Source organism: Saccharothrix syringae, assembly GCF_009498035.1.
Taxonomy (GTDB): domain Bacteria; phylum Actinomycetota; class Actinomycetes; order Mycobacteriales; family Pseudonocardiaceae; genus Actinosynnema; species Actinosynnema syringae.
Genome location: NZ_CP034550.1, coordinates 8,707,395 through 8,726,791, shown reverse-complemented (window position 1 = coordinate 8,726,791; position 19,397 = coordinate 8,707,395). Strand labels below are relative to the sequence as shown.

Genomic DNA, 19,397 nt, shown 5'->3' with positions numbered 1-19,397 from the left:
CCCGCTGTGCACCCCGCCTTGGTGCGCCGGGCGCCGGGCCCCACCATTGGCGCCATGGTCGTGAGGGTGCGCGGTGTCGAGCACGCCAAGCAGTTGCGCGAAGAGCTCGAACACGAGCGGGTCGCGGGGTACGTCGTGCCGCCGGAGGTCGGGAGGCCGACCGGGGCGGGCGCGGCCGGCGTCGTCGCCGAGGGCGGGGACCTGATCGAGATGGACCTGCCCGCGTTCACCGCGGCCGTGTCCGACCTCGACCGGCTGCACGCCGTGCTGACCGACCTGCTCGGGCGGGCCGACCGCGAGCTGGACCAGCCGCTGGGCGACGGCCGGGGCCCGGTCGCGCTGCACATGCGGCGGGCCTTCGGGCTGCGCGGCGGCGACCTGAGCGGCGGCGTGCGCCACGCGCTGCGGTCGTACCTGGACGAGCTGGAGGCGGTGCGCGCGTCGCTCCAGGGCGTGCGCGACGCCCAGCAGGCCCAGGACCAGCAGGTCGGACAGGCGTTGGGGCGGGCATGAGCGAGCGCAAGGGCGGCTTCTGGTCCGACTTCCACGACTACTCGGCGCGGACCCGCCGCCGCAACGAGCGGCGGGTGCGGCAGCGCGAGGCCAACCGGAAGCCGGAGAACTTCGGCAAGATCAACTGGCGCGCCTACACCCACCGGCAGCTGTGGGACATGGTCAAGTCGGCCGAGCCAGGGCGGATGGCCACCCGCACCTACGAGTGGAAGAAGCTGGCCGAGGAGGTCGACCAGGCGACCGCGGACGTGCGCCGGATCGTGCAGACCCTCGTGCTGTCCTGGCGCGGGCCCTCGGCCGTGGCCGCCGCGGAGTCCGCCTCGCGGCTCACCGAGTGGGGCGCGGACGCCTCGCAGCGCGCCTACCAGGTCGGCACCGGGCTCGACGCCTACACCTCGGCGGTGGAGGAGGCGGCCAGGGCCATGCCCGAGCCGGTGCACCCCGACGCCGAGCGGTGGTTCCGCGAGGGCTACGACGTGACCACGCTCGACGGCCCGCAGGGCGCGTACATGCTCAAGCAGCTCCTGGACGACCACATGCCGTCCAAGGAGGAGCAGAAGGCGGCCATGGAGCGGGCCGTGCGGGTCATGGACGAGTACGAGCACGCCAGCGGCGAGGTGAAGCGGGAGCTGCCGACGTTCGACGAGGCACCCGTGGTCGCCCAGCAGCCCTCCGCGGCGGTGTACGCCGGGCCGACCACGCCCCCGCAGGTCGTGCCGCCGCAGTACCCGCCGCCGGACTCCCGCGTCCCGGCCGACCCCCACCTCCCGCCGGGCCTGCCCCCGACCGGTCCCGACCCCGTGCCCCCGCCCGGTACGCGTCTCCCGGACGGCACCACCACGGCGGCGGCGGCCGGCAACCCCGGCTTCGGCACCCCTGGGTTCGGCCCCTCCGGCGGTTTCGGCGGTTTCGGCCCGACCGGCGGCGGCGCGCACGGCGTCCCCGGTGGCGGTCCCGGCGGCTTCGGCCCGCTCGGTTCCGGTCCGCTCGGTTCCGGTCCGCTCGGTTCCGGTCCGCTGGGCTCGGGCCAGCCCGGTCCCGGCGGCGCGTCGGGCGTGCTGGGCGCGGTGCCCGGCGGCGCGGCGGCACGCGGCGGGTTCGGCCCGGTCGCCGGCGCGGGCGGGCCCCAGGGCTTCGGCGTGTACCCGCCGGTGGCCCCGACCAACCGGGAGGAGGACGGCGAGCACCGCAACCGCTACGACCAGGGGCTGGACCTGCTCGACGACCTGCCGCCCGCGTACCCGCCGGTGCTCGGGGAATGAGCGGCGGCTACCAGGTCGACCCGGACGTGCTCACCGCCTTCGCCGCGCGCCTGGACGAGACCGCCGACGAGGTGCGGGCGGTGGCCTCGACCCTCGACGACCCCGTCGGCGACCTCGGCCCCGAGGGCGTCACCGAGGCGGTCGACCGCCTCATGGGCGAGTGGGCGCGGGCGCTGCGCGGCGCGGGCCTGGACGAGGTCGCGGACGGCCTGCGCGCGGCGGTCGGGGACTACCGCGACGCCGACGAGTGGCGCCGTGGCTGACTACCGGGGCCTCGGGTTCGACCCCACCCCCGGGCACGCGGGCGCGGTGGCCGCGGCGAGCGAGCGGTGCGCGGCGGGGTTCGCCGACCCCGGCCCGCCGCCGCGGGAGTGGACGGGTGCGGCGGCGGACGGGTTCGGGACCCGGTTGGAGGCGGTGGTGTCGGAGCTGACGGCGGTGCGGCGCGCGATGCGGGCGGCGGCCGAGGTCCTCGACGGCTGGGCCACCACGCTGCTGGGCAACCAGCGGCGCGCCGAGGAGCTGGACCGGCGCGCCCTGCGGTTGCGCCGCGCCCTGGCCGAGGCCGCCGACGAGGTCGACCACACCGGTGCCCTGGCCCGCTTCACCGCCGCCGACGCCGCCGCCCACGACGCGGCCGTGACCCGGCACGACGAGCTGCGGCGCCACCTGGACGAGGTGCTCGACGAGGCCAGGCTGCTGGAGCGCGACCACCGCGCGGAGGCCCGCCGGGTCGCCGAGCGGCTGCGCGCCGAGGAGCCGTCGACCGCCGTCGCCGACGCCCTGACCGGGTTCTCCGCGATCACCGCCGAACTGGCGTCCGTGCTGCTCGGACCGCCTCGACCGGCGGCCACCGCGGGTGCTGCGGCCGCCTTCCGGGCGGGCCTCGGGTGAGACTCGCTCCGGTACCGGGGGTGACCCCGGTGGCACTGGGCACGCCCGAACGCGCCGCCGCCGAGCTGCTGGCCGTGCTGGGCAGGCTCAAGGGCGTCCGCGACCCCGGGCTGGAGGTGTCCGCGACGCAGGCCGCGGAACTGGCCCACCGGCACGGCGCGGGCCTGCTGGCCGTGGTCGAGCACCCCGGCGCCGACCCGGCGCTGCTGGTCGCGGGCGTGGTGCCGGTCGACCGGCCCGCCGACCCCGCCGAACTCGGCTTCCACCTCGACGGCCCGGCGATCCGCGAGGTCACCAGGGGCGAGACCGCGACCGGCTACCCGGTGGTGATCGTGGAGCGCATCCCGGTCACCGGCCCCGGCGCCCAGCTCCAGGTCGTGGTGACCGACCCCGGCCACCCGCGGATTGCGGTGTTCACCCTGCACTCGCCCACCGGCCGCGGCTGGCTGGACGTGGCCGGCGTGGCGGGCCGCTTCGTCTCCGGCGTCGAGTTCGACCCCGTCGCGCCCGACCGCGCCACCGGCCGCGCCCCCGTCAGCGGGCGCGGAACTCGCTCGGCGTCAGGCCCACCACCTGGCGGAACGTCCGGGAGAAGTGGGCGGCGCTGACGAAACCGCAGTCCCGGGCGATCTCCCCGATCCCGCGGGCCGCCTTCGCCGGGTCCGACAGCAGCGCCCTGGCCCGGTCGATGCGCAGCCCCCGGATCCGCTCGGACACGCCCTGCCCGTCGTCGAACAGCTGGTAGAGCCTGCGGCGGGAGATGAACAGCGCCTCGGCGACCCGGTCCGCGCTCAGGCCCGGGTCGGCCAGGTGCTCGCGCATGTACTCCAGCGCCTCGCGCCTGCGCGCGGCCGGCGAGCCGACCCGGTCCAGCTCCGCCCGCAACGCGCTGCGCAGCACCAGCTCGGCCAACCCCAGCAGGTGGTGCGACAGCCCGTGCGGGTCCAGCACGTGCGCGGCGGCCAGCACGTGCGCCACCGCGCCGGAGAACACCGACCGCAGCGCCGCGTCCACCGGCACCGGCTGGAACATCAGCGGCTTCAGCTCGCCGAACCCGATGGTCAACCGCGCCTCGGCCACGGTCAGCATCACCACGCCCACCGGCAGCACGTGCAGCGAGCAATCGGGAAACCGAAGCGCGGCGCCCGTGCCCGGCACGCCCTTGGGCACGGTGCAGCGCAGCAGCAGCTGGATGTCCTCGGGCGCCGGCGCACCCCCGTTGAGCGCGGCTTTGGCGGCGGCGGCGCCGGAGGCCCGCACCGTCAGCACCCCGTCCGCGACGTCCACGCCCGGCAGCCTAACCACCGAACCGGGCCAACCAGCCCGCACGAGTTCGGGCCGGGCACTACCTTCTGGCGGCATGGCGCGACGTTCGGCGACCGGGGTGGTGCTGACCCACCTGGAGTTCGACCTGCTGTGGGAGGACCTGGGCACCGGGGACCTGCCCTACCCGCTGGAGGTCCCCTCGCACGGGGAGACCGAGGACGAGCGGGACGAGCTGGGCGGCCAGGTGCTGCGCACGCTCACCGAGGCGGGCCTGGCCGACGGCCACGAGGTCGCCACCGAGCTGGAGGACCTGTTCGGCCTGCTGGCCCACGGCGCGGTGTCCGTCGACGCCCTGGTGTTCCGCCCCACCCCGTGGCGGGTGCTGGCGCGGACCCGAGGCCCGCGCGGCGTGCTGGCCGTGCTCAACGACCGGGAGGTGGCCCTGGAGCCCGTCACCGACCTGGTCGCCCCGATCGCCCGGGTCATCGGCGACGCGCCACCCGGCCCCGGCGAGCCGGTCACCCTGCCCAGGCAGGTCTTCTCCGCCGCCGTGGACGCCTACGCCGAGTCCGGCCACGCCGCCATGGAGCGGGTCCTGACCCGCGCCGGCGTCACCGGCCGCGCCACCAGGCCCATCACCACCCTGGTCGACTCCCCGCGCCAGGCCGCCGGCCAACTGGCCGCCACCGGCCCCACCGGCCGCTCCCGCATCCTCAGCTGGACCGACACCGCCGCTGGCCGCTACGCCATGTCCACCGACGACGCCGACTGGCTGCGCATCTCCCCGGCCGACACCCCCTGGCTAACCCGCCACCTCACAACCCTCCTCACTTCAGTAACCACCTAACCCACGCGTGTCCTCCACCCAGACACGCACGAACGTAGAACTCACCACCCCGGAACGTTCGACACGACGGTCCCGAACGTTCGACTCGCGCGTCCCGAACGCATGACACGCGGTGTCTGAACGCATGACACGCCGGGTGGGAGCGCTCTCACTCGGCGTGTCATGCGTTCGAGTCGGGCGTGTCATGCGTTCGAGGTGCGCGAGTCGAACGTTCCGGGCGGTCGTGTCGAACGTTCGGAGGGGGTGAGTTCTACGTTCGGGAGCGGTCAGGCGCGGGGGAGGGGGTGAGCAGGTCGGCGGGGACGAGTTCGCCGACCGCCGCCACGCCCTCGGTCACCGCGTCCGCCGCGGCGCGGTCCACCAGGTCGCGCACCACGCCGGCCAGCTCCTCGGGCCGCATGGTCAGCGACTCGCGCGAGAACGACAGGTCCACCAGCTTGCCGTGCAGGTCGACCACCACCGCCACACCCCGCCCCGACGCACCGCGCCGGATCGCGTCCAACCGCTCACCGAGCCCCATCACACCCGCCACGTCCCGGGAGTCGTGTCCTCGACCGACTCGGCCATCCGCTCCTCCACGCCCAACCCCAGCGCGCTCACGTCACCCACGGCGTGCCGGACGCGCGCATTCGCCCGCGCCGTCGCCGCGTCGACCAGCGCCAGCACCGCCTTCGCCAGCCCGGCCTGCCCCAACCGCAGCGACCGCCGGTCCAGCACCAGGTCCCGCAACCCGCCGCCGGGCCCGGCCTCGACCGAGACCCCGTTGTCCGGGTCCTGCGCGCGTGCCGTGATCACGGGTGCACCCCTCCGTAGAACGTGGCCGAGCTGAGCCGGTGCGTGTTGCGCCGCACCGAGTCACCGGAGTTGCCCTCGATCAACGTCACCACGCCACCGGAGACCTTCTCCACGATCCCGATGTGCCTGCTGGTCGCCGGGCTGCTCGGCCCGGTCCCGAACAGCAGCACGTCACCCGGCCGCACGGCGCTCAGCGACGTGTACGCCTTGCCGTGCCGCTGCCCCCACCGGAACACGTCGCCGGTGAACGGCAGCAGCGGGATGTCCACGCCCGCCTTGCGCCACATGGCCGTGGCGAACGACGAGCACCACGCCGCCGTCGGCCCGTACGGGTTGCGGTTGCTGCCCGGCGGGTTCTCGCGGGTGCCCAGCTCGCGCCGCGCGGCCGAGACGATCGTGCGCGCCCGACCGCGGGCCCGGGCGCCGGAGGGACGCGTGCGCCCGCCCCGGGCCGTCCGCTCGGGCCGGGCGTCGACCACGCCGTCGTGCTCGACCTCCTTCTCCAGAGAACGCAGCCTGCGGGCCGCCTCCTCCATCTCGTCCCGCACCCGCCGCAGCGCCGCCGCGGTCTCCTCGGTGTACCGCGGCGCCAGGTCCGCGGCCTCGCCGACCGCCTTGAGCATCGCCGCCCGCGTCCCGACCGCCTGACCCGCGTCGAGCAGCCGTACCGCCCGGTCCAGGTACTCGTCGACGGCCTGCCGGGCCCGCGCGTGCCCGGTGGTGAGCGCGGCGGACACCCCGGCGACGATCTTCTCGGCGTCCCGCGCCGCGTCGGAGGTCACGCGCAGCTGCCTGCCCAACCGGTTCGCGCGCTTCTCGAACGCCTCGGCGTTGTCGCCCCGCCAGTGCTCCAGCACGGTCTTGGCGGCCTTGCGCTGGTCCTCGTGCCGGTCGTCGAGCCCGGTCGCGGTCATGTGCAGCGCGTACTGCGCCTTCACCGCGTCCTCGGCCTTGCCCGCCAACGCGTTCCGGTGCCCGATCATGCCCTCGGCGAAGTGCCGGGCCACCGCACGGCTGTCCACTACCCCTCACCCCCACCGCTGACGCCGCGTCCGCCGAGGGCGCGGGCGTTGTCGTCGTCCTGCTCCTGGTAGGCGCGCGCGGACCGGGACGCGGACGTGGCCAGCGCCTCGGTGTTGTGCGCGACCCCCTTCACCTGCTTGCGCAGGGCGGCACCGAAGTTGTCCAGCGCCTCGGCGAAACCGGACTGCCTGCCGATCCGCCCGAAGCTGTCGTCGGCGATCTCCCGCACGTCGCGCACGTGGCCGCGGCCGAGCGCGGTGAGGTCGTCGGCGCTGTTCCGCGTCCGCCGCGCGTAGTCGCGCAGCACCCCGACGCCGACCGAGAACCCGCCACCGGAACCGCCCCGGCCACCGGCACCACCACGACCGCCGCCGCCCGAACCACCGGAACCGCCGCGCTTCATCGCCTCCACCCCGCGCCGCGCCTCGTCCAGGTACCGCCGGTACCTCCCGCTCGTGTAGGTGGTCCACGGCGCCCACGACCGGCCGTCGCCGGAGATCCGGTTGGCCGCCTTGGCGTTCTCCAGCGGGTCGAACAGCTCCCGGTCGGACTCCAGCCCGAACTCGCGCCGCCGCGCGGGCCCCAGCGACCCCAGCATGTTGACCTGCCACAACCCGTACGAGTCGTCGGGCGGGGTGTCGTTGTGCGCGCGGGGGTTCCCGCCGGACTCGGCCAGCGCGACCGCCACCGCGATCGTCAGGTCCTGCCCGCGGAACCCTGCCTGGTGCGCGTACCGGGCGATCTCCGCCGGGCTCAGCTCGCTCATGCGGCCACCCTGCCCGCCGGCCCACCGCCCCCGGAACTCCCGTTGCACGCTCGGACAGCGGCGCTGCACGGGGCGACTACAGTCGAACACGTGGACGAAGGGCTGTTCGACCAGGGCTTGTTCGGCGCGAGCGACGAGGAGAAGCAGGCGCGCATCGCCGCCAACGCCCCGCTGGCCGTGCGGATGCGCCCGCGCACCCTCGACGAGGTCGTCGGGCAGGACCACCTGCTCGGGCCGGGCGCGCCGCTGCGCAGGCTGGTCGAGGGCTCGTCACCGGCCTCGGTCATGCTCTACGGCCCGCCCGGCACCGGCAAGACCACCCTGGCCACGCTCGTCTCCCAGGCCACCGGCCGCCGCTTCGCCGCCCTGTCCGCGCTGTCCGCGGGCGTGAAGGAGGTGCGCGCGGTCATCGACGAGGCGCGCCGCCGCCTGGTCCGCTCCGGCGAGTCGACCGTGCTGTTCATCGACGAGGTGCACCGGTTCTCCAAGACCCAGCAGGACGCGCTGCTGGGCGCGGTGGAGGACCGGATCGTGCTGCTGGTCGCGGCGACCACGGAGAACCCGTTCTTCTCCGTGGTGTCCCCGCTGCTGTCCCGGTCCCTGGTGCTGCAACTGCGCCCGCTGACCGACGACGCGGTGCGCGCCCTGGTCCGCCGCGCCGTCGCCGACGAGCGTGGCCTCGGCGGCGCGATCACCGTCGAGCCGGACGCCGAGGACCACCTGGTGCGGCTGGCCGGCGGTGACGCCCGCCGCGCGCTGACCGCCCTGGAGGCCGCCGCGGACGCGGTCGGTGAAGGGGGAGCGCTGGACCTGGCGACCCTGGAGGCCACCGTCGACAAGGCGGCCGTCCGCTACGACCGGCAGGGCGACCAGCACTACGACGTGACCAGCGCGTTCATCAAGTCCATCCGCGGTTCGGACGTGGACGCCGCGCTGCACTACCTGGCCCGGATGATCGAGGCGGGCGAGGACCCGAGGTTCATCGCCCGGCGGCTGGTGATCCACGCCAGCGAGGACGTGGGCATGGCCGACCCGACCGCGTTGCAGGTGTGCGTGGCGGCGGCGCAGGCGGTGCAGCTGATCGGCCTGCCGGAGTGCGCGCTGAACCTCGCCCAGGCCACCATCCACCTGGCCACCGCGCCGAAGTCGAACGCGGTGACCACCGCCATCAACGAGGCCATGGCGGACGTGCGCCGGGGCGCGATCGGCACGGTGCCCGCCCACCTGCGCGACGGCCACTACGCGGGCGCGGCCAAGCTCGGGAACGCCCAGGGCTACCGCTACCCGCACGACGTGCCCGAGGGCGTGCTGACCCAGCAGTACCCGCCGGACGAGCTGGTCGGCCGCGACTACTACGAGCCGACCGGCCGGGGCGCGGAGCGCGTGGTCGCGGAACGCCTGCCCAGGCTGCGCCGGGTGGTCCGCGGCCAGGAGTGAGCCGCGGGCGGGCGACAAAATCGGTTACCCCCGGCGGGGCGGTGCGGTAAGCATGGCCGCGTGAACGCCCCACCGGCCAACGGCCACGCCCTGCTCGACTTCAACAGCCCGCTCTCGGACGCCAAGGCATTCGACCTGATCAACAGCCTGCACCTGGCACCGGGGCAGCGGGTGGTCGACTACGGCTGCGGCTGGGCCGAGCTGCTGCTCAGGGCGGTCGAGCACGCCCCCGGCACCACCGGCGTCGGCGTGGACGACGACGAGCTCGCCATCACCCGAGGCCGGGCGAACGCCGAGGCCAGGGGCCTGACCGACCGCGTCTCGCTGGAGCGGGCCGACGCCACCACCTGGACCACCGAGCCCGCCGACGTGGCGATCAGCATCGGCGCCTCCCACGCGTGGGGCGGCACCAAGGGCACCCTGGAGGCCATGCACGCCCGCCTCCGCCCCGGCGGCACCCTCCTGCTCGGCGACGGCTTCTGGGAGCGCCCGCCGAACGAGGTGGCGTCCGCCATCTTCGGCGAGGAGGGCTTCGGCACCCTGGCCGAACTGGTCGACCTGGCCCACACCCTCGGCTACCGCCTGCTCAACCTGGCCACCGCGAGCCTCGACGAGTGGGACGGCTTCGAGTCCCGCTGGTGCGCCGCCCGCGAGCGCTGGCTGCTGGCCAACCCGGACCACCCGCGGGCCGCCGAGGTGCGGAGCGTCGTCGACGACCACCGCGACGGGTGGCTCAAGGGCTACCGCGGCGCCCTGGGGTTCGCCTACCTGACCCTGGGGCGCGCCTAGGGCTCCGGCCGCCTCGTCCGGTCGGGGATACCGGGCGAGGCGGTCGACCTGGCGGCCCGGTGCGCTCACTAAACTGCCGTTCCGGTTCTTCCCGGAGGTGGCGCGTGTCCGGAATTCTTCCCATCGCCGTTCCCGCCGGCATCGCACTGTTATCCGCAGTTCTGGGGTTCTACCAATGGCGGCGGACACAGGCGGCCACCAAGCAGCTGGAACAGGAGAAGCTCCAGCACCAGCGCGATGTGCTGGCGTGGGAGAAGGAGAAGCTCGCGCTGACCCGGGAAGGGGAGCGCGAGCAGGCGGAGCAGGCGGCGAAGGCCGAACGCGCCCGCGAGATCGAGCAGGCCCGCCGGAGCGAGCGGGACCGGGTCCGCACCGCCCGGCGCGAGTCCACGACCGACGCCGAACTGGCCCGGGAGTACCGGAAGACGCTGGCCAGGCAGCTCAAGTCGGTGAAGATCCTCGACATGAGCCGTCCGCTGGACCTGGAGGAGGTCTACGTCCAGCTCGCGGTGCGGGAGCAGCCGGGGCGGTTCGCCCGTGAGCGCGAGGTGCGGCGGCTCGCCGAGGACGACCCCGGGGACCACCTGCTCGGGCCGGCGCCCGAGCGACAACCGATCTCGACCGTGCACCCGGACGAGGCGCTGCGGCGGCACCAGCGAATCGTGGTGCTCGGCGACCCGGGTTCGGGCAAGACGACCATGCTCCGGCACCTGGCGCTGCGCGAGGCCCGGCACGGCGCCGAGCCACCGGTGTACGTGGAGCTGCGCAAGTTCGTCGACAGCGGCGTGGCCGACCTGATGAGCTACGTCGAGCACGTGCTGGCCGAGGACTACCGCTTCGACGGCGCCGCGCGGTTCCTGGACGAGTCGTTCACCAGGGGCGGGGCCGCCCTGCTGCTCGACGGCCTCGACGAGGTGCTGGGCGGTGCCACCGCCGAGGCCGCCGCGGCCGAGTATGACCGGATCGTGGACGACGTCGACCGCATCGCGGTCCGCCACCCGAACCTGCTGATCGCGGTGACGTGCCGGCGCGCGGGGTGGCGACCGGCGCTCAGCTCGTTCACCACGCTGGAGGTCGTCGACTTCACCTGGGAGCACATCGGCCAGTTCGTCGACAACTGGTTCAAGGACCAGCCCGTGCGGGGCAGGCAGTTGAAGCAGGCGTTGTCGGAGAACCTGCGCATGCAGGCCCTGGCCACGAACCCGCTGGTGCTGTCGCTGATCGCGATCGTGTTCGAGCGCGAGCTGGAGCTGCCGGAGCGGCGGGCGGAGCTGTACAACCGGTGCGCCGAGGTGATGCTGCGCGAGTGGGACGCGCACCGGGGCATCCGGCGGTTCGGCAAGTTCACCACCGACCGCAAGCGCGACCTGCTGCAGGAGGTGGCGTGGCGGTTCCACCTCATGGGCAAGCGGTACTTCCCCGAGGCGGAGCTGCTGGGCGTCATCGCCGACTACCTGCCGACGATCGGCATCCCGGCGGGGGAGAACGAGGCGATCCTCGCGGAGATCGCCGCCCAGTACGGGCTGCTGAAGGAGCAGGCGCACGGCTGGTACGGGTTCCTGCACCTGACCGTGCAGGAGTACTTCGCGGCGGTGTCGGCGGCGGCCCGGGGTGGTGACTGCGTCGACCACGTGGTCCGCCACCGCCACGACCCGTGGTGGGAGGAGGTGCTGGTCCTCCAGGCGGGGTTGTTGCCGGACGCCACCGGGCTGCTGCGGGAGGTCCTGGGGTGGCGGGGGAGGAGGCGGCGCGAGGACGACGTGCTCCGGGGCGATCTCGTGCTGGCGGCCCAGTGCCTGGTGGGCACGCCCCGGATCGAGGACGCGTCGTTGCGCGCGGAGATCATCGCCGAGGTGCGGAACGCCCTGGTCAAAGCACCGTCCCCGTTCCACCGGGAACGCGCCGCGGCGGCGTTGGTCGGCATCGGCACCTCGGATTCGACCGCCGCGGCCCGAGACCTGCTCTTCGACCTCGGGGTGCCGCAGGAGGTGCGGGCCGCGGTGGTACTCGCGTACTGCGGGTCGTCCGATGAACGGGCCAGGCGGGACGTCGACCGGTTGCTCGCGGAAGGCATCGGGCGCCACGGGGAGGAGGTGGTAGGGGCAGCGCTCAAAGCGGCTTCCGACGCGGGCCGGATCACCTCGGTGGCACCCCTGGTGAAGATCTTCCAGGAAGCGGAGAGCGTCGGGTTGAGGGGCATCGCTGCCACCGACATCGCCGCGATCGGCGACTGGTCCGCGGTGCCCGTGCCCCGCGACGAGGTCGAACGGCTCGCTGGGGCGATGACCTTGTTGACGGGCAATCCCGTGGTGACGGTCTCCGCCGAATCGGCGCCCGATGTGCTGACCCGGGCAGACGTCCACTGGAGCGCGAAGTGGTGGTGCGTGCGGTCGCTGGACCGCGAGGTGGTGCCGCGGGAGGTCTTCGAGCGGTTGTACGAACGAGCCGACGTCGACGAACGGACGCGGATCGCCCTGGCAACCGCGCTCACCCTCCGGGGCGAAGCCCGGTTCGCCCCGGACCTGGTCGACGCGATCCGCAGGGCGATCGTCCCACCGGTGGTGGTGGTCGCTGACTTGGGCAACAGCCGCTTGCTCGGCCCCCGGGAACTGTGGACCTGGATCTGCCAAGCCTTGCACTCCGTCGGGGACAAGTCGGTGTTCCCGCACCTGCTGGACCTCCTGGAGCAGGAAGTGCGCGGCCAGTCGTCCAGCGCCTACAACCTGTCCATCGTGATCCAGGCCGCAGCCGTGTTCGGAGAGGACGCCCTGTGCCGGAAGATCCTCGACATGGCGTCCGCCGATGCGGAGGTGCTGTACTCGGTGCCGGACTGGAGCGCCGCGATCACGCCGACGACGGTCCCCGCCGCGGTCGGGGCGCTGGAGGCCCACGACACGCGGTTGATCAAACCGCATGTCGTGGTGGAGGTCTTCCGCAACCTGGGCAGGGTCGCCCGTGATGCGAGGTCCGCGCGGTGGGTCTGGCGTGCATCAGCCGGGCAGGGGCGGTGGGTGTCCAGGCAGGGGTTCCAAGCCCTCCACGCCATCTGCCGCCGGGGCCGCTTCCGCCTGTTCCCCGACGGCCGGGTCGAAGACCTGCCGATCTGACCCCTCACCACCCGTCGGGCGGCGGCACCGGCGCCACGTCGTGCAGCGGGTTCGGCACCGTCCCCGTCTTCGGCACCGGCGGCCGCGCCGCCAGGTCCCGGTACCCCAGCGTGATCCGGTAGCCGTTCAGCGGGTACCGCAGGAACTCGGCGCAGGTCAGCGACCCCTCCTCCATCCGCCCCGCCACCGCGGGGAACCGCGCCCGGTAGGACTCCACCTCCCCGCGCACCATCCCCCAGAACCGCTCGGGCGCCAGCGGGTACACCGACGCCAGCGGCCGGAAGACCCCCACCAGCAGCGCGTCCACGACGTACTGCCGCAGCACCGCCCAAGGCTTGCGCGGCAGCACCGGCGCATCGGAGTCCGGGTCCAGCCCGCGCGCCGGGACCCGCTCCACCGACACGTTCACGTCGTCGACCAGGTCCAGCAGCGCCACCCGGACCGGCACGTTCCGCGCGTCCGTCACCACCACCACGTTCTCCCCGTGCGGGTTGAACGTGATCCCGTACGTGTACAAAAAGTGCACCAACGGTCGAAACAGCGCCCGCAGCAGCGCCGCGAACCACACCGCCGGATCGGTGTCGCCCACGTACTCCAGCACCAGCGGCCTGCCGGAGCGGTCCACGTGCAGCAGCGCGGCCAGCGACCAGGACCGCTCGCCCTCCCCGAGCACCACCGGCTCGCGCCAGATGCACCCCAGCGTCTCCAGCCACTGGTACGGCACCCCGCCCGCCCGCGCCAGCTGCGGGTGCTCGACGGTCACCGAGGCGACCTCGCCCAGCAGCTGCGTCCCCCACTCGGCGACGAGCTTGTCCGAACCCCACAACCCGCGCAGCCACTGCGTGACCACCGGCGCGTGTTCCGTGCAGTGCGGCGGGATGCCCCGGTACACCGAGGTGTTGAGGATGCGCAGCGGCAGCTTGACCTGGTACCGCTCCGGGCTGTCGACGTTCGACATGCTGCGCACCGACTGGGTCGGCAGGTACCAGTCCGGTGCCTCGCCCAGCTCGACGATCCGCCCCAGCGCCAGCTCCGGCGCCCACAGCGTCCGCACCACGTGGTCGAGCTGCCACGGGTGCACGGGCAGCCACGCGTACGCCGACGGCTCGACGCCCGCCTCCCGCAGCACCTCGGTGAACCGCTCGACCGTCGCCGGGTCCAGCTCGTGCTCCCGCACCGCCAGCTCCGACAGCTCCGGCGTGCCCCGGAACCCCGCCAGCCCCCGGTGCACCGCCAGCCACGGCAGCCGCACCGGGGTCCGGGCCTCGGGCGCGTGCCGCGCCAGGTCGTCGGCGGAGAACCCGACCCGCCCCTTGTTCGCGATCAGCCACGGGTGCCCGGTCAGGTGCCCGTCCAGCTCGGCCCGCGGCAACCCGACCAGCTCGGCGGCCGGCCGCGCGGTCGCCGCCAGGGCCACGTCCGCGGCCAGCGTCGCGGTCACCTCGGCCAGGAACCCGGCGGTGGTGGCGGGGTCGACCCCCAGCGACCGGAAGGCGTCCACCACGAACCGCTGCACGTCGTCGCACTCCTCGACCACGTCGTCGCCGAGGATGCCGGGCGCGCCGCGCCGCACCGACCCGGGCCGCACCTCCCACCCGCCGAACGCGGTGCGCCGCGCCGAGAACGCGTAGACCGCGTCGTCGAACCGCAGCTCGTACCCGTCGGAGGAGCCGGAGGGCGTCAGCAGCCCCTCGAAGCACAGCTCGCCGATCGCCTTGGCCAGCAACGCCGCCGAGCACTCGCGCCACAGGTCAGTCAAGGTGCTCTCCCGGTGCGGTGAAGCTGGTGTAGGCGGTGTGCTTGGGCAGCCGGTACACCTCGCGGCCGGTCACCGCGTTGAGGATGGTCGCGTTGCGCACCGCCCCGATGCCCAGGTCGGGCGCCGCGACGCCGTGGCTGTGCAGGTCGGCGTTGGCCACGAACACCCGCCCGCCGACCGCGGGGTCCAGGGCGATCGAGTGGTCCAGCGCGACCACGTACCGGCCCCGGTCGTCACGCCGCACGAACGGCTCCAGGGGCTCCAGGAACGGCGTCGGCGCCTGCCGGTACCCGGTCGCGGCCACCACCACGTCCGCGACGTGCCGGAACGTCCGCCCGGTGTCCCGGTGCCGGCACGTCAGCACGACCTCCGACCCCGAGACCGCCGACGACACCACGGCCACCCCCGGCCGCAGCTCCACCGGCGCCAGGCCGTGCTCCCACTCCCGCCGGTACAGCAGGTCGTGCAGCTCCTCCAGCGTCTCCGAGGAGATCGCCCGGTAGTGCCGCCAGTGCTCGGCCCGCAGCTCGTCCCGCTTGTCCTGCGGCAGCGAGTGGAAGTGCCGCACGTACGACGGCGTGGTCATCTCCAGCACCAGCTTGGTGTAGTCCAGCGGCGCGAACACGGGCGTGCGGGTCAGCCACGACACGGCCGGCCGCCCGTCGGCCAGGTTGCGCCGCAGCAGGTCCAGCACGATCTCGGCGCCGGACTGCCCCGACCCGACCACGGTCACTCGTTCGTGGGAAACGTCCCGGTGCAGGTAGTCCGAGCTGTGCACCAGCCGGTCGCCGAGGCCCGCCAGCGACCCCGGCACGTGCGGCACGGTCCCGACCCCGAGCACCAGGTGCCGCGCGGCCAGCGAGAACCCGGGCCCGGACACCGCGAACCGGTCGCCCGCCCACGCCACCGCCGCCACCGGGGAGGAGAACCGCACGGGCAGCCGCGACGCCGCCCACCGCAGGTAGTCCTCGTACTCCCGCCGCGTCGGGTGGAACCTCTCCCGCACGTAGAACGGGTACAGCCGGTCGGCGTCGCGCAGGTAGCTCAGGAACGACAGCGGGTGCGCGGGCTCCACCAGCGAGACCAGGTCCGCCAGGAACGACACCTGCAGCGTCGCGTCGGGGAACATCACCCCGCTGTGCCAGCGCAGCTCCGACCGCGCCTCCAGCACCACCGCGTCCACGTCCGGCACGGTCGACGCCAGGGCCGCCAGCCCCAGGTTGAACGGCCCGCAGCCGATCGCCACCACGTCGTGGACCGTCATCGCGCGCGCACCATCAGCAGCGCCACCTTGTCCGGCAGCAGCACCTCGCCGACCGGCGCGAACCCGCCCGCGGTGAACGAGCTGACCGCCCGCCGGTTGCGCACGTCCGGCTCCAGCACCACCCGCGTGCACCGCGGGTCGGCCGCGAACAGCGCGTCGGTCAGCACCGGCAGCAGCGACCGCACCAGGCCGCGGTCGGTCATGGCGAGTTCGCCGACCGCGACGTGCAGGCCCAGGTCGTGCGGCCGGGCCGGGTAGACGCCCGCGACCACGTCCCGCGCCGCCCGGTACACCTCCAGGTACACCACCGGGTCGTCGTCCAGGCTGACCAGCACCGGCAGCGAGTGCACCCCGGACAGCTGGGTCCGCAGCTCCTCGGCCCACCGCTCGCGCGGCCACGCCTGGCGCCAGAACGCGGCCACGTGCGGCGCCCCCATCCAGCGGTGCACCAGGGACAGGTCGCGTTCCGGGTCGACGGCGCGCGCGTGCCAGGGGCCGGGCAGCACCGGCAGCGGCGGCCCGGGCACGCCGGACAGGTCGTCGGCGGCCCGGCGGTCGTCGAGGTGGGTCACCTGCCCTCCCGCAGCGGGTTGGGCGCGTCGAAGTACACCGACTGCGCGTCCAGCGGGGCCAGCACCTCGTCGATGCCGCCGAGCCTGGTCAGCAGGTTCGCCTTGCACGGCAGCGCGTCGGCCTCCAGCCAGCGCCGCGCCAGCCGGTCGCCGTCCGGGCCCGCCTCGGCCAGCGCGGGCAGCGCGGCCCGCAGCCGGTCGGCCATGACCGCCAGCAGGTCCCGCTCGTCGGCCAGGCCCTCCACGCCGAGGCAGCCGATGACGGCCAGCGCCTGGTTGCGCAGCAGGTAGTAGGTCAGCCGGTCGTCGACGATCGCGTCGTCGACCACGGCCAGCGTCGACTCCTCCGAGCCCAGCCGCTCCAGCACCCGCGGCAGGTGGGACGAGGCCAGGTAGTAGCCCTGGTTGTCGCGGTAGCGCCCGCCGACCACGCGCCCGGCCGGGTCGAGCCGCACCAGCGTGTTCTGCTGGTGGGCCTCCAGCCCGATGCCGGTCTCGGCGTAGAGCCGCAGCATGGGCACCAGGACGCGGTCGGTGTAGTCGGCGACCCACCGGGCGGCGTCGAGCCGCAGCACGAACTCGCCCAGCAGCGACCGCCCGATGCCGGGGCGGGGCGCGACCAGCCCGGCCAGGCACCGGGAGTCGCCGATGCCCTCGGGCACCTCGCGCACGGCCACGTCCAGGCCGGTCACGTCGCCGCCCTCGTCCACCGCGATCCAGGACGGGTCGCGCACGACGGAGAACTCCGGGTGGGCCTTCTCCGTGCCGGCCGCGTACCCGGACTCCAGCAGCAGGTGGACCTCGGACCCGCGCCGCAGCTCGGTGGCGGTCGACTCGCGCCGCGAGTTGGTGATCCGCAGGCCCAGCGACAGCTTGAGCATCACCGGCACACCCGTCCGGTACACCGTGCGCAGGCTGGACGTCGGCGACCACGCGGGCCCGAACTCGCCCAGCGGCTCCAGCAGCCCGCGCGCGACCAGCGACGCGATGCGCGGCCGGTGCAGCAGGTCGTGCGCCTGCCAGGGGTGCGCGGGCACCAGCACCCGCCCCGGCCCGGGGTCGCGCCCGGCCAGTTCCGCCATCAGCCCCGGCACCCCGGGGCCGGCCACCGCGCCGTGCGAGACGACCTCCTCGGCCGCGGCGAACCAGAACAGCGGGAACGAGCCGCGCAGCTCGGGGGAGTAGCGGGCGTTGTCGGCCTCGGACAGCCCGTCGCGGCTCTTGGGCGCCGGGTGGTGCAGGTGCCCGAGCAGCAGCCGCTGCTCGGAGTCGAGGAACCGGTCCGCGGGCCCCACCGGCCACTCCCGGCGGTGCGCGACGAACCCGGCCACCCGCCGCACCGACTCGGCGGTGCGCTCCACCAGGTCGGCCGCGTCGCCGCCCAGCTGCGCGCCCGCCAGCGCGACGGCCAGCACCGGGTCCGCGGGCTTCCCGGCCAGGGTCACCGGGCCGAACCGGTGCCGCCCGGTCGGCGAGCGGTAGCGGACCTCGGCCTCCAGCGGCAGGCCCAGCAGCTCGATCCGCACCCGGTCGGCGACCGGGACGCCCAGCTCCCGCACCCAGCAGCGCAGCAGCGCCTCCAGGTGGGCGTGCTCGGCGGTCGACCGCGGGTCGCCCTCCAGCGGGTCAGGTGGTCTCATGCCGCTCCCTCCACCAGTCGTTCGGCGGCCGATCCGGCCTCGCGGACCAGGGCGAGCAGCGCCACCAGGTCCGCCTCCCGGGCCTCGGGGTTGAGCAGGGTGAACTTCAGGCAGGTGGCCTTGTCCACCTCGGTGCGGCCGATCAGCGCCTCGCCGCGGCCCAGCAGCCGGCGCCGCAGCCGGGCGTTGACCTCGTCCGACCGCGCCTCGTCGGCGGTCCGGTAGCGGAACACCACGGTGGTCAGCACCACCGGGCCGACCAGCTCGAACGCCGGGTCGGCGGCGATCAGCGCGGCGGCGCGGCGGGCCAGGGCGTGGCAGCGGTCCACCAGCTCGCCCAGCCCGGCCCGGCCCAGCGCGAGCAGCGTCGCGGCCACCTTCACCGCGTCCGGCCTGCGCGTGGTCTGCAGCGTGCGGCCGAGCGTGCCGTCGTAGCCCGCGGCCCGGTCGTCCTCGGGGTTGAGGTAGGCCACCGACCGCTCCAGCGGGGCGAACGAGGCCGCCGAGCGCACCAGCAGCACGCTCGCCGCCGCGGGCTGCCAGCCGATCTTGTGCAGGTCCGCGGTCACCGAGTCGGCCAGCGCCAGGCCGTCGACCAGGCCGCGCAGCCGGGCCGAGAACACCGCGCCGAACCCGTAGGCGGCGTCCACGTGCAGCCACGCGCCGTGGGCGCGGGCGAGCGCGGCCAGCTCCGGCAGGGGGTCGACGGACCCGAAGTCGGTGGTGCCCGCGGTGGCGACCACGGCCACCGGCGTGCCGCCCGCGCCCGTGATCGCGCGCAGCATCGCGGCCAGCGCCTCGGGCCGCATCCGCCGGTGCGCGTCCACCGACACCGGCCGCACCGCGCGCTCGCCCAGGCCCAGCGCCGCGCAGGCCCGCTGCACCGAGAAGTGCGCGGCCTCGGAGCAGAAGACCACCGGATCGGGTAGTGCGGCCACCCCGTCGGCCCGCGCGTCGACGCCCAGCCGCGCCGCCGCCGCGTCCCGGGCCAGCAGCAGGGCGGTGAGGTTGGACAGCGTGCCGCCGGGGGTGAACACGCCGTCGGCGTCCGGGCCGAGCCCGGCCATCCGGGCGAGCGCGGCCACCACCCAGCGCTCCACCGCGATGGCGGCCGGACCGGAGTCGTAGGTGTCCAGGGAGGCGTTGCTCGCGCCCGCCAGCGCGTCCGCCGCGACGGCCACGGCCAGCGGCGGGGGTTGCAGGTGGGCGGCGGCCAGCGGGCTGGTCAGGTCCACGCCGTAGTCGGCCAGCACCGCGGTCACCCGGTCCAGCGCGGCGTCCGCGCCGATCCCGTGCTCCGGGACCTCGCCCAACGCGCGCCCCGCGGCGGCCAGCACCTCGTGCGGCCCGCCCACCGGGATCGGTCGTCCGGAGGGGTTGGCAGCGAACACGACACCTCCGACGATCGACTAAGGACAGCCTTACCTCATCTACTCCGCGTGGTGGTTGTCAAGCTCCGGGTG

General features: G+C 74.8%; 19 protein-coding genes. 9 read left to right on the top strand and 10 right to left on the bottom strand.

Annotated elements, in window-relative coordinates; genetic code table 11:
- The first annotated feature begins 54 nt into the window (after positions 1-54).
- The 5 genes from EKG83_RS36230 to EKG83_RS36210 are packed head-to-tail and all read left to right on the top strand — an operon-like array spanning position 55 to position 3,277.
- Entirely contained in the window at positions 55-513 is a 459-nt protein-coding gene (locus EKG83_RS36230; RefSeq protein WP_153278673.1) for a hypothetical protein, read from the top strand.
- A complete protein-coding gene (locus EKG83_RS49295; protein WP_051764462.1) occupies positions 510-1,775 on the top strand; it encodes a PPE domain-containing protein in 1,266 nt (421 codons plus the stop codon). The genes EKG83_RS36230 and EKG83_RS49295 overlap by 4 nt, the downstream gene beginning before the upstream one ends.
- Positions 1,772-2,038 carry a WXG100 family type VII secretion target gene (locus EKG83_RS36220; RefSeq protein WP_033427870.1) on the top strand — a complete coding sequence of 89 codons (267 nt, stop codon included), beginning with the start codon at positions 1,772-1,774 and terminating at the stop codon, positions 2,036-2,038. Before EKG83_RS49295 ends, EKG83_RS36220 begins: the two co-directional genes overlap by 4 nt.
- Positions 2,031-2,669: a hypothetical protein gene (locus EKG83_RS36215; RefSeq protein WP_033427869.1), complete on the top strand. Its 639-nt coding sequence runs from the start codon at positions 2,031-2,033 to the stop codon at positions 2,667-2,669. The genes EKG83_RS36220 and EKG83_RS36215 overlap by 8 nt, the downstream gene beginning before the upstream one ends.
- Positions 2,670-2,689: 20 nt before the next feature.
- Positions 2,690-3,277 carry a hypothetical protein gene (locus EKG83_RS36210; RefSeq protein WP_228122346.1) on the top strand — a complete coding sequence of 196 codons (588 nt, stop codon included), beginning with the start codon at positions 2,690-2,692 and terminating at the stop codon, positions 3,275-3,277.
- On the opposite strand, the gene EKG83_RS36205 is transcribed toward EKG83_RS36210, so the two are convergent.
- Positions 3,204-3,956: a helix-turn-helix transcriptional regulator gene (locus EKG83_RS36205; RefSeq protein ID WP_228122345.1), complete on the bottom strand. Its 753-nt coding sequence runs from the start codon at positions 3,954-3,956 to the stop codon at positions 3,204-3,206. The two genes, EKG83_RS36210 and EKG83_RS36205, sit on opposite strands and share 74 nt — an antisense overlap.
- Before the next feature lie 73 nt (positions 3,957-4,029).
- Between EKG83_RS36205 and EKG83_RS36200 the strand changes: the two genes are divergently transcribed.
- The gene (locus tag EKG83_RS36200; protein ID WP_033427866.1) at positions 4,030-4,782 is read left to right on the top strand and encodes an ESX secretion-associated protein EspG; all 753 of its coding nucleotides are present in this window, start codon (positions 4,030-4,032) and stop codon (positions 4,780-4,782) included.
- A 250-nt stretch (positions 4,783-5,032) separates the two neighbouring features.
- Here the strand turns inward: EKG83_RS36200 and EKG83_RS36195 are convergent, their stop codons facing one another.
- The 4 genes from EKG83_RS36195 to EKG83_RS36180 are packed head-to-tail and all read right to left on the bottom strand — an operon-like array spanning position 5,033 to position 7,366.
- Positions 5,033-5,302 carry a hypothetical protein gene (locus EKG83_RS36195; RefSeq protein WP_170191749.1) on the bottom strand — a complete coding sequence of 90 codons (270 nt, stop codon included), beginning with the start codon at positions 5,300-5,302 and terminating at the stop codon, positions 5,033-5,035.
- Positions 5,302-5,577, bottom strand: a complete 276-nt coding sequence (locus tag EKG83_RS36190; RefSeq protein ID WP_051764460.1) for a hypothetical protein — start codon at positions 5,575-5,577, stop codon at positions 5,302-5,304. Before EKG83_RS36190 ends, EKG83_RS36195 begins: the two co-directional genes overlap by 1 nt.
- Positions 5,574-6,599 carry a CHAP domain-containing protein gene (locus tag EKG83_RS36185; protein ID WP_033427864.1) on the bottom strand — a complete coding sequence of 342 codons (1,026 nt, stop codon included), beginning with the start codon at positions 6,597-6,599 and terminating at the stop codon, positions 5,574-5,576. Before EKG83_RS36185 ends, EKG83_RS36190 begins: the two co-directional genes overlap by 4 nt.
- Entirely contained in the window at positions 6,599-7,366 is a 768-nt protein-coding gene (locus EKG83_RS36180; RefSeq protein WP_033427863.1) for a type VII secretion target, read from the bottom strand. Before EKG83_RS36180 ends, EKG83_RS36185 begins: the two co-directional genes overlap by 1 nt.
- Before the next feature lie 117 nt (positions 7,367-7,483).
- Between EKG83_RS36180 and EKG83_RS36175 the strand changes: the two genes are divergently transcribed.
- The 3 genes from EKG83_RS36175 (at position 7,484) to EKG83_RS36165 (ending at position 12,699) form a co-directional block, all read left to right on the top strand.
- A complete protein-coding gene (locus tag EKG83_RS36175; RefSeq protein ID WP_456153899.1) occupies positions 7,484-8,803 on the top strand; it encodes a replication-associated recombination protein A in 1,320 nt (439 codons plus the stop codon).
- Positions 8,804-8,863: 60 nt separating this feature from the next.
- Positions 8,864-9,592: an SAM-dependent methyltransferase gene (locus EKG83_RS36170; protein WP_051764458.1), complete on the top strand. Its 729-nt coding sequence runs from the start codon at positions 8,864-8,866 to the stop codon at positions 9,590-9,592.
- 104 nt (positions 9,593-9,696) lie between these two features.
- On the top strand, positions 9,697-12,699 hold the full coding sequence (locus tag EKG83_RS36165; RefSeq protein WP_153278671.1) for an NACHT domain-containing protein: 3,003 nt from the start codon (positions 9,697-9,699) through the stop codon (positions 12,697-12,699).
- A gap of 4 nt (positions 12,700-12,703) precedes the next feature.
- Here EKG83_RS36165 and EKG83_RS36160 read toward each other — a convergent pair whose 3' ends face one another.
- Genes EKG83_RS36160 through EKG83_RS36140 form a run of 5 tightly spaced genes read right to left on the bottom strand, consistent with a single transcriptional unit; the run spans position 12,704 to position 19,325 of the window.
- Entirely contained in the window at positions 12,704-14,458 is a 1,755-nt protein-coding gene (locus EKG83_RS36160) for an IucA/IucC family protein (RefSeq protein ID WP_084715967.1), read from the bottom strand.
- Positions 14,451-15,722, bottom strand: a complete 1,272-nt coding sequence (locus EKG83_RS36155) for a lysine N(6)-hydroxylase/L-ornithine N(5)-oxygenase family protein (protein WP_033427860.1) — start codon at positions 15,720-15,722, stop codon at positions 14,451-14,453. The genes EKG83_RS36160 and EKG83_RS36155 overlap by 8 nt, the downstream gene beginning before the upstream one ends.
- Positions 15,719-16,294, bottom strand: coding sequence for a GNAT family N-acetyltransferase (locus tag EKG83_RS36150; RefSeq protein WP_033427859.1), 576 nt, complete (start codon positions 16,292-16,294; stop codon positions 15,719-15,721). The genes EKG83_RS36155 and EKG83_RS36150 overlap by 4 nt, the downstream gene beginning before the upstream one ends.
- Positions 16,291-17,934 (bottom strand): IucA/IucC family protein, encoded by a 1,644-nt coding sequence (locus EKG83_RS36145; protein WP_033427858.1) that lies wholly within the window; start codon positions 17,932-17,934, stop codon positions 16,291-16,293. The genes EKG83_RS36150 and EKG83_RS36145 overlap by 4 nt, the downstream gene beginning before the upstream one ends.
- Complete coding sequence (locus EKG83_RS36140; RefSeq protein ID WP_228122344.1) at positions 17,931-19,325, bottom strand: pyridoxal phosphate-dependent decarboxylase family protein; 1,395 nt, start codon at positions 19,323-19,325, stop codon at positions 17,931-17,933. Before EKG83_RS36140 ends, EKG83_RS36145 begins: the two co-directional genes overlap by 4 nt.
- Positions 19,326-19,397: the final 72 nt, after the last annotated feature.

Coding starts and splice junctions, on each gene's coding strand:
- EKG83_RS36230 (WP_153278673.1), top strand. CDS start 55: ATGGTCGTGAGGGTGCGCGGTGTCGAGCACGCCAAGCAGTTGCGCGAA.
- EKG83_RS49295 (WP_051764462.1), top strand. CDS start 510: ATGAGCGAGCGCAAGGGCGGCTTCTGGTCCGACTTCCACGACTACTCG.
- EKG83_RS36220 (WP_033427870.1), top strand. CDS start 1,772: ATGAGCGGCGGCTACCAGGTCGACCCGGACGTGCTCACCGCCTTCGCC.
- EKG83_RS36200 (WP_033427866.1), top strand. CDS start 4,030: ATGGCGCGACGTTCGGCGACCGGGGTGGTGCTGACCCACCTGGAGTTC.
- EKG83_RS36195 (WP_170191749.1), bottom strand. CDS start 5,302: ATGGGGCTCGGTGAGCGGTTGGACGCGATCCGGCGCGGTGCGTCGGGG.
- EKG83_RS36180 (WP_033427863.1), bottom strand. CDS start 7,366: ATGAGCGAGCTGAGCCCGGCGGAGATCGCCCGGTACGCGCACCAGGCA.
- EKG83_RS36155 (WP_033427860.1), bottom strand. CDS start 15,722: ATGACGGTCCACGACGTGGTGGCGATCGGCTGCGGGCCGTTCAACCTG.
- EKG83_RS36145 (WP_033427858.1), bottom strand. CDS start 17,934: ATGAGACCACCTGACCCGCTGGAGGGCGACCCGCGGTCGACCGCCGAG.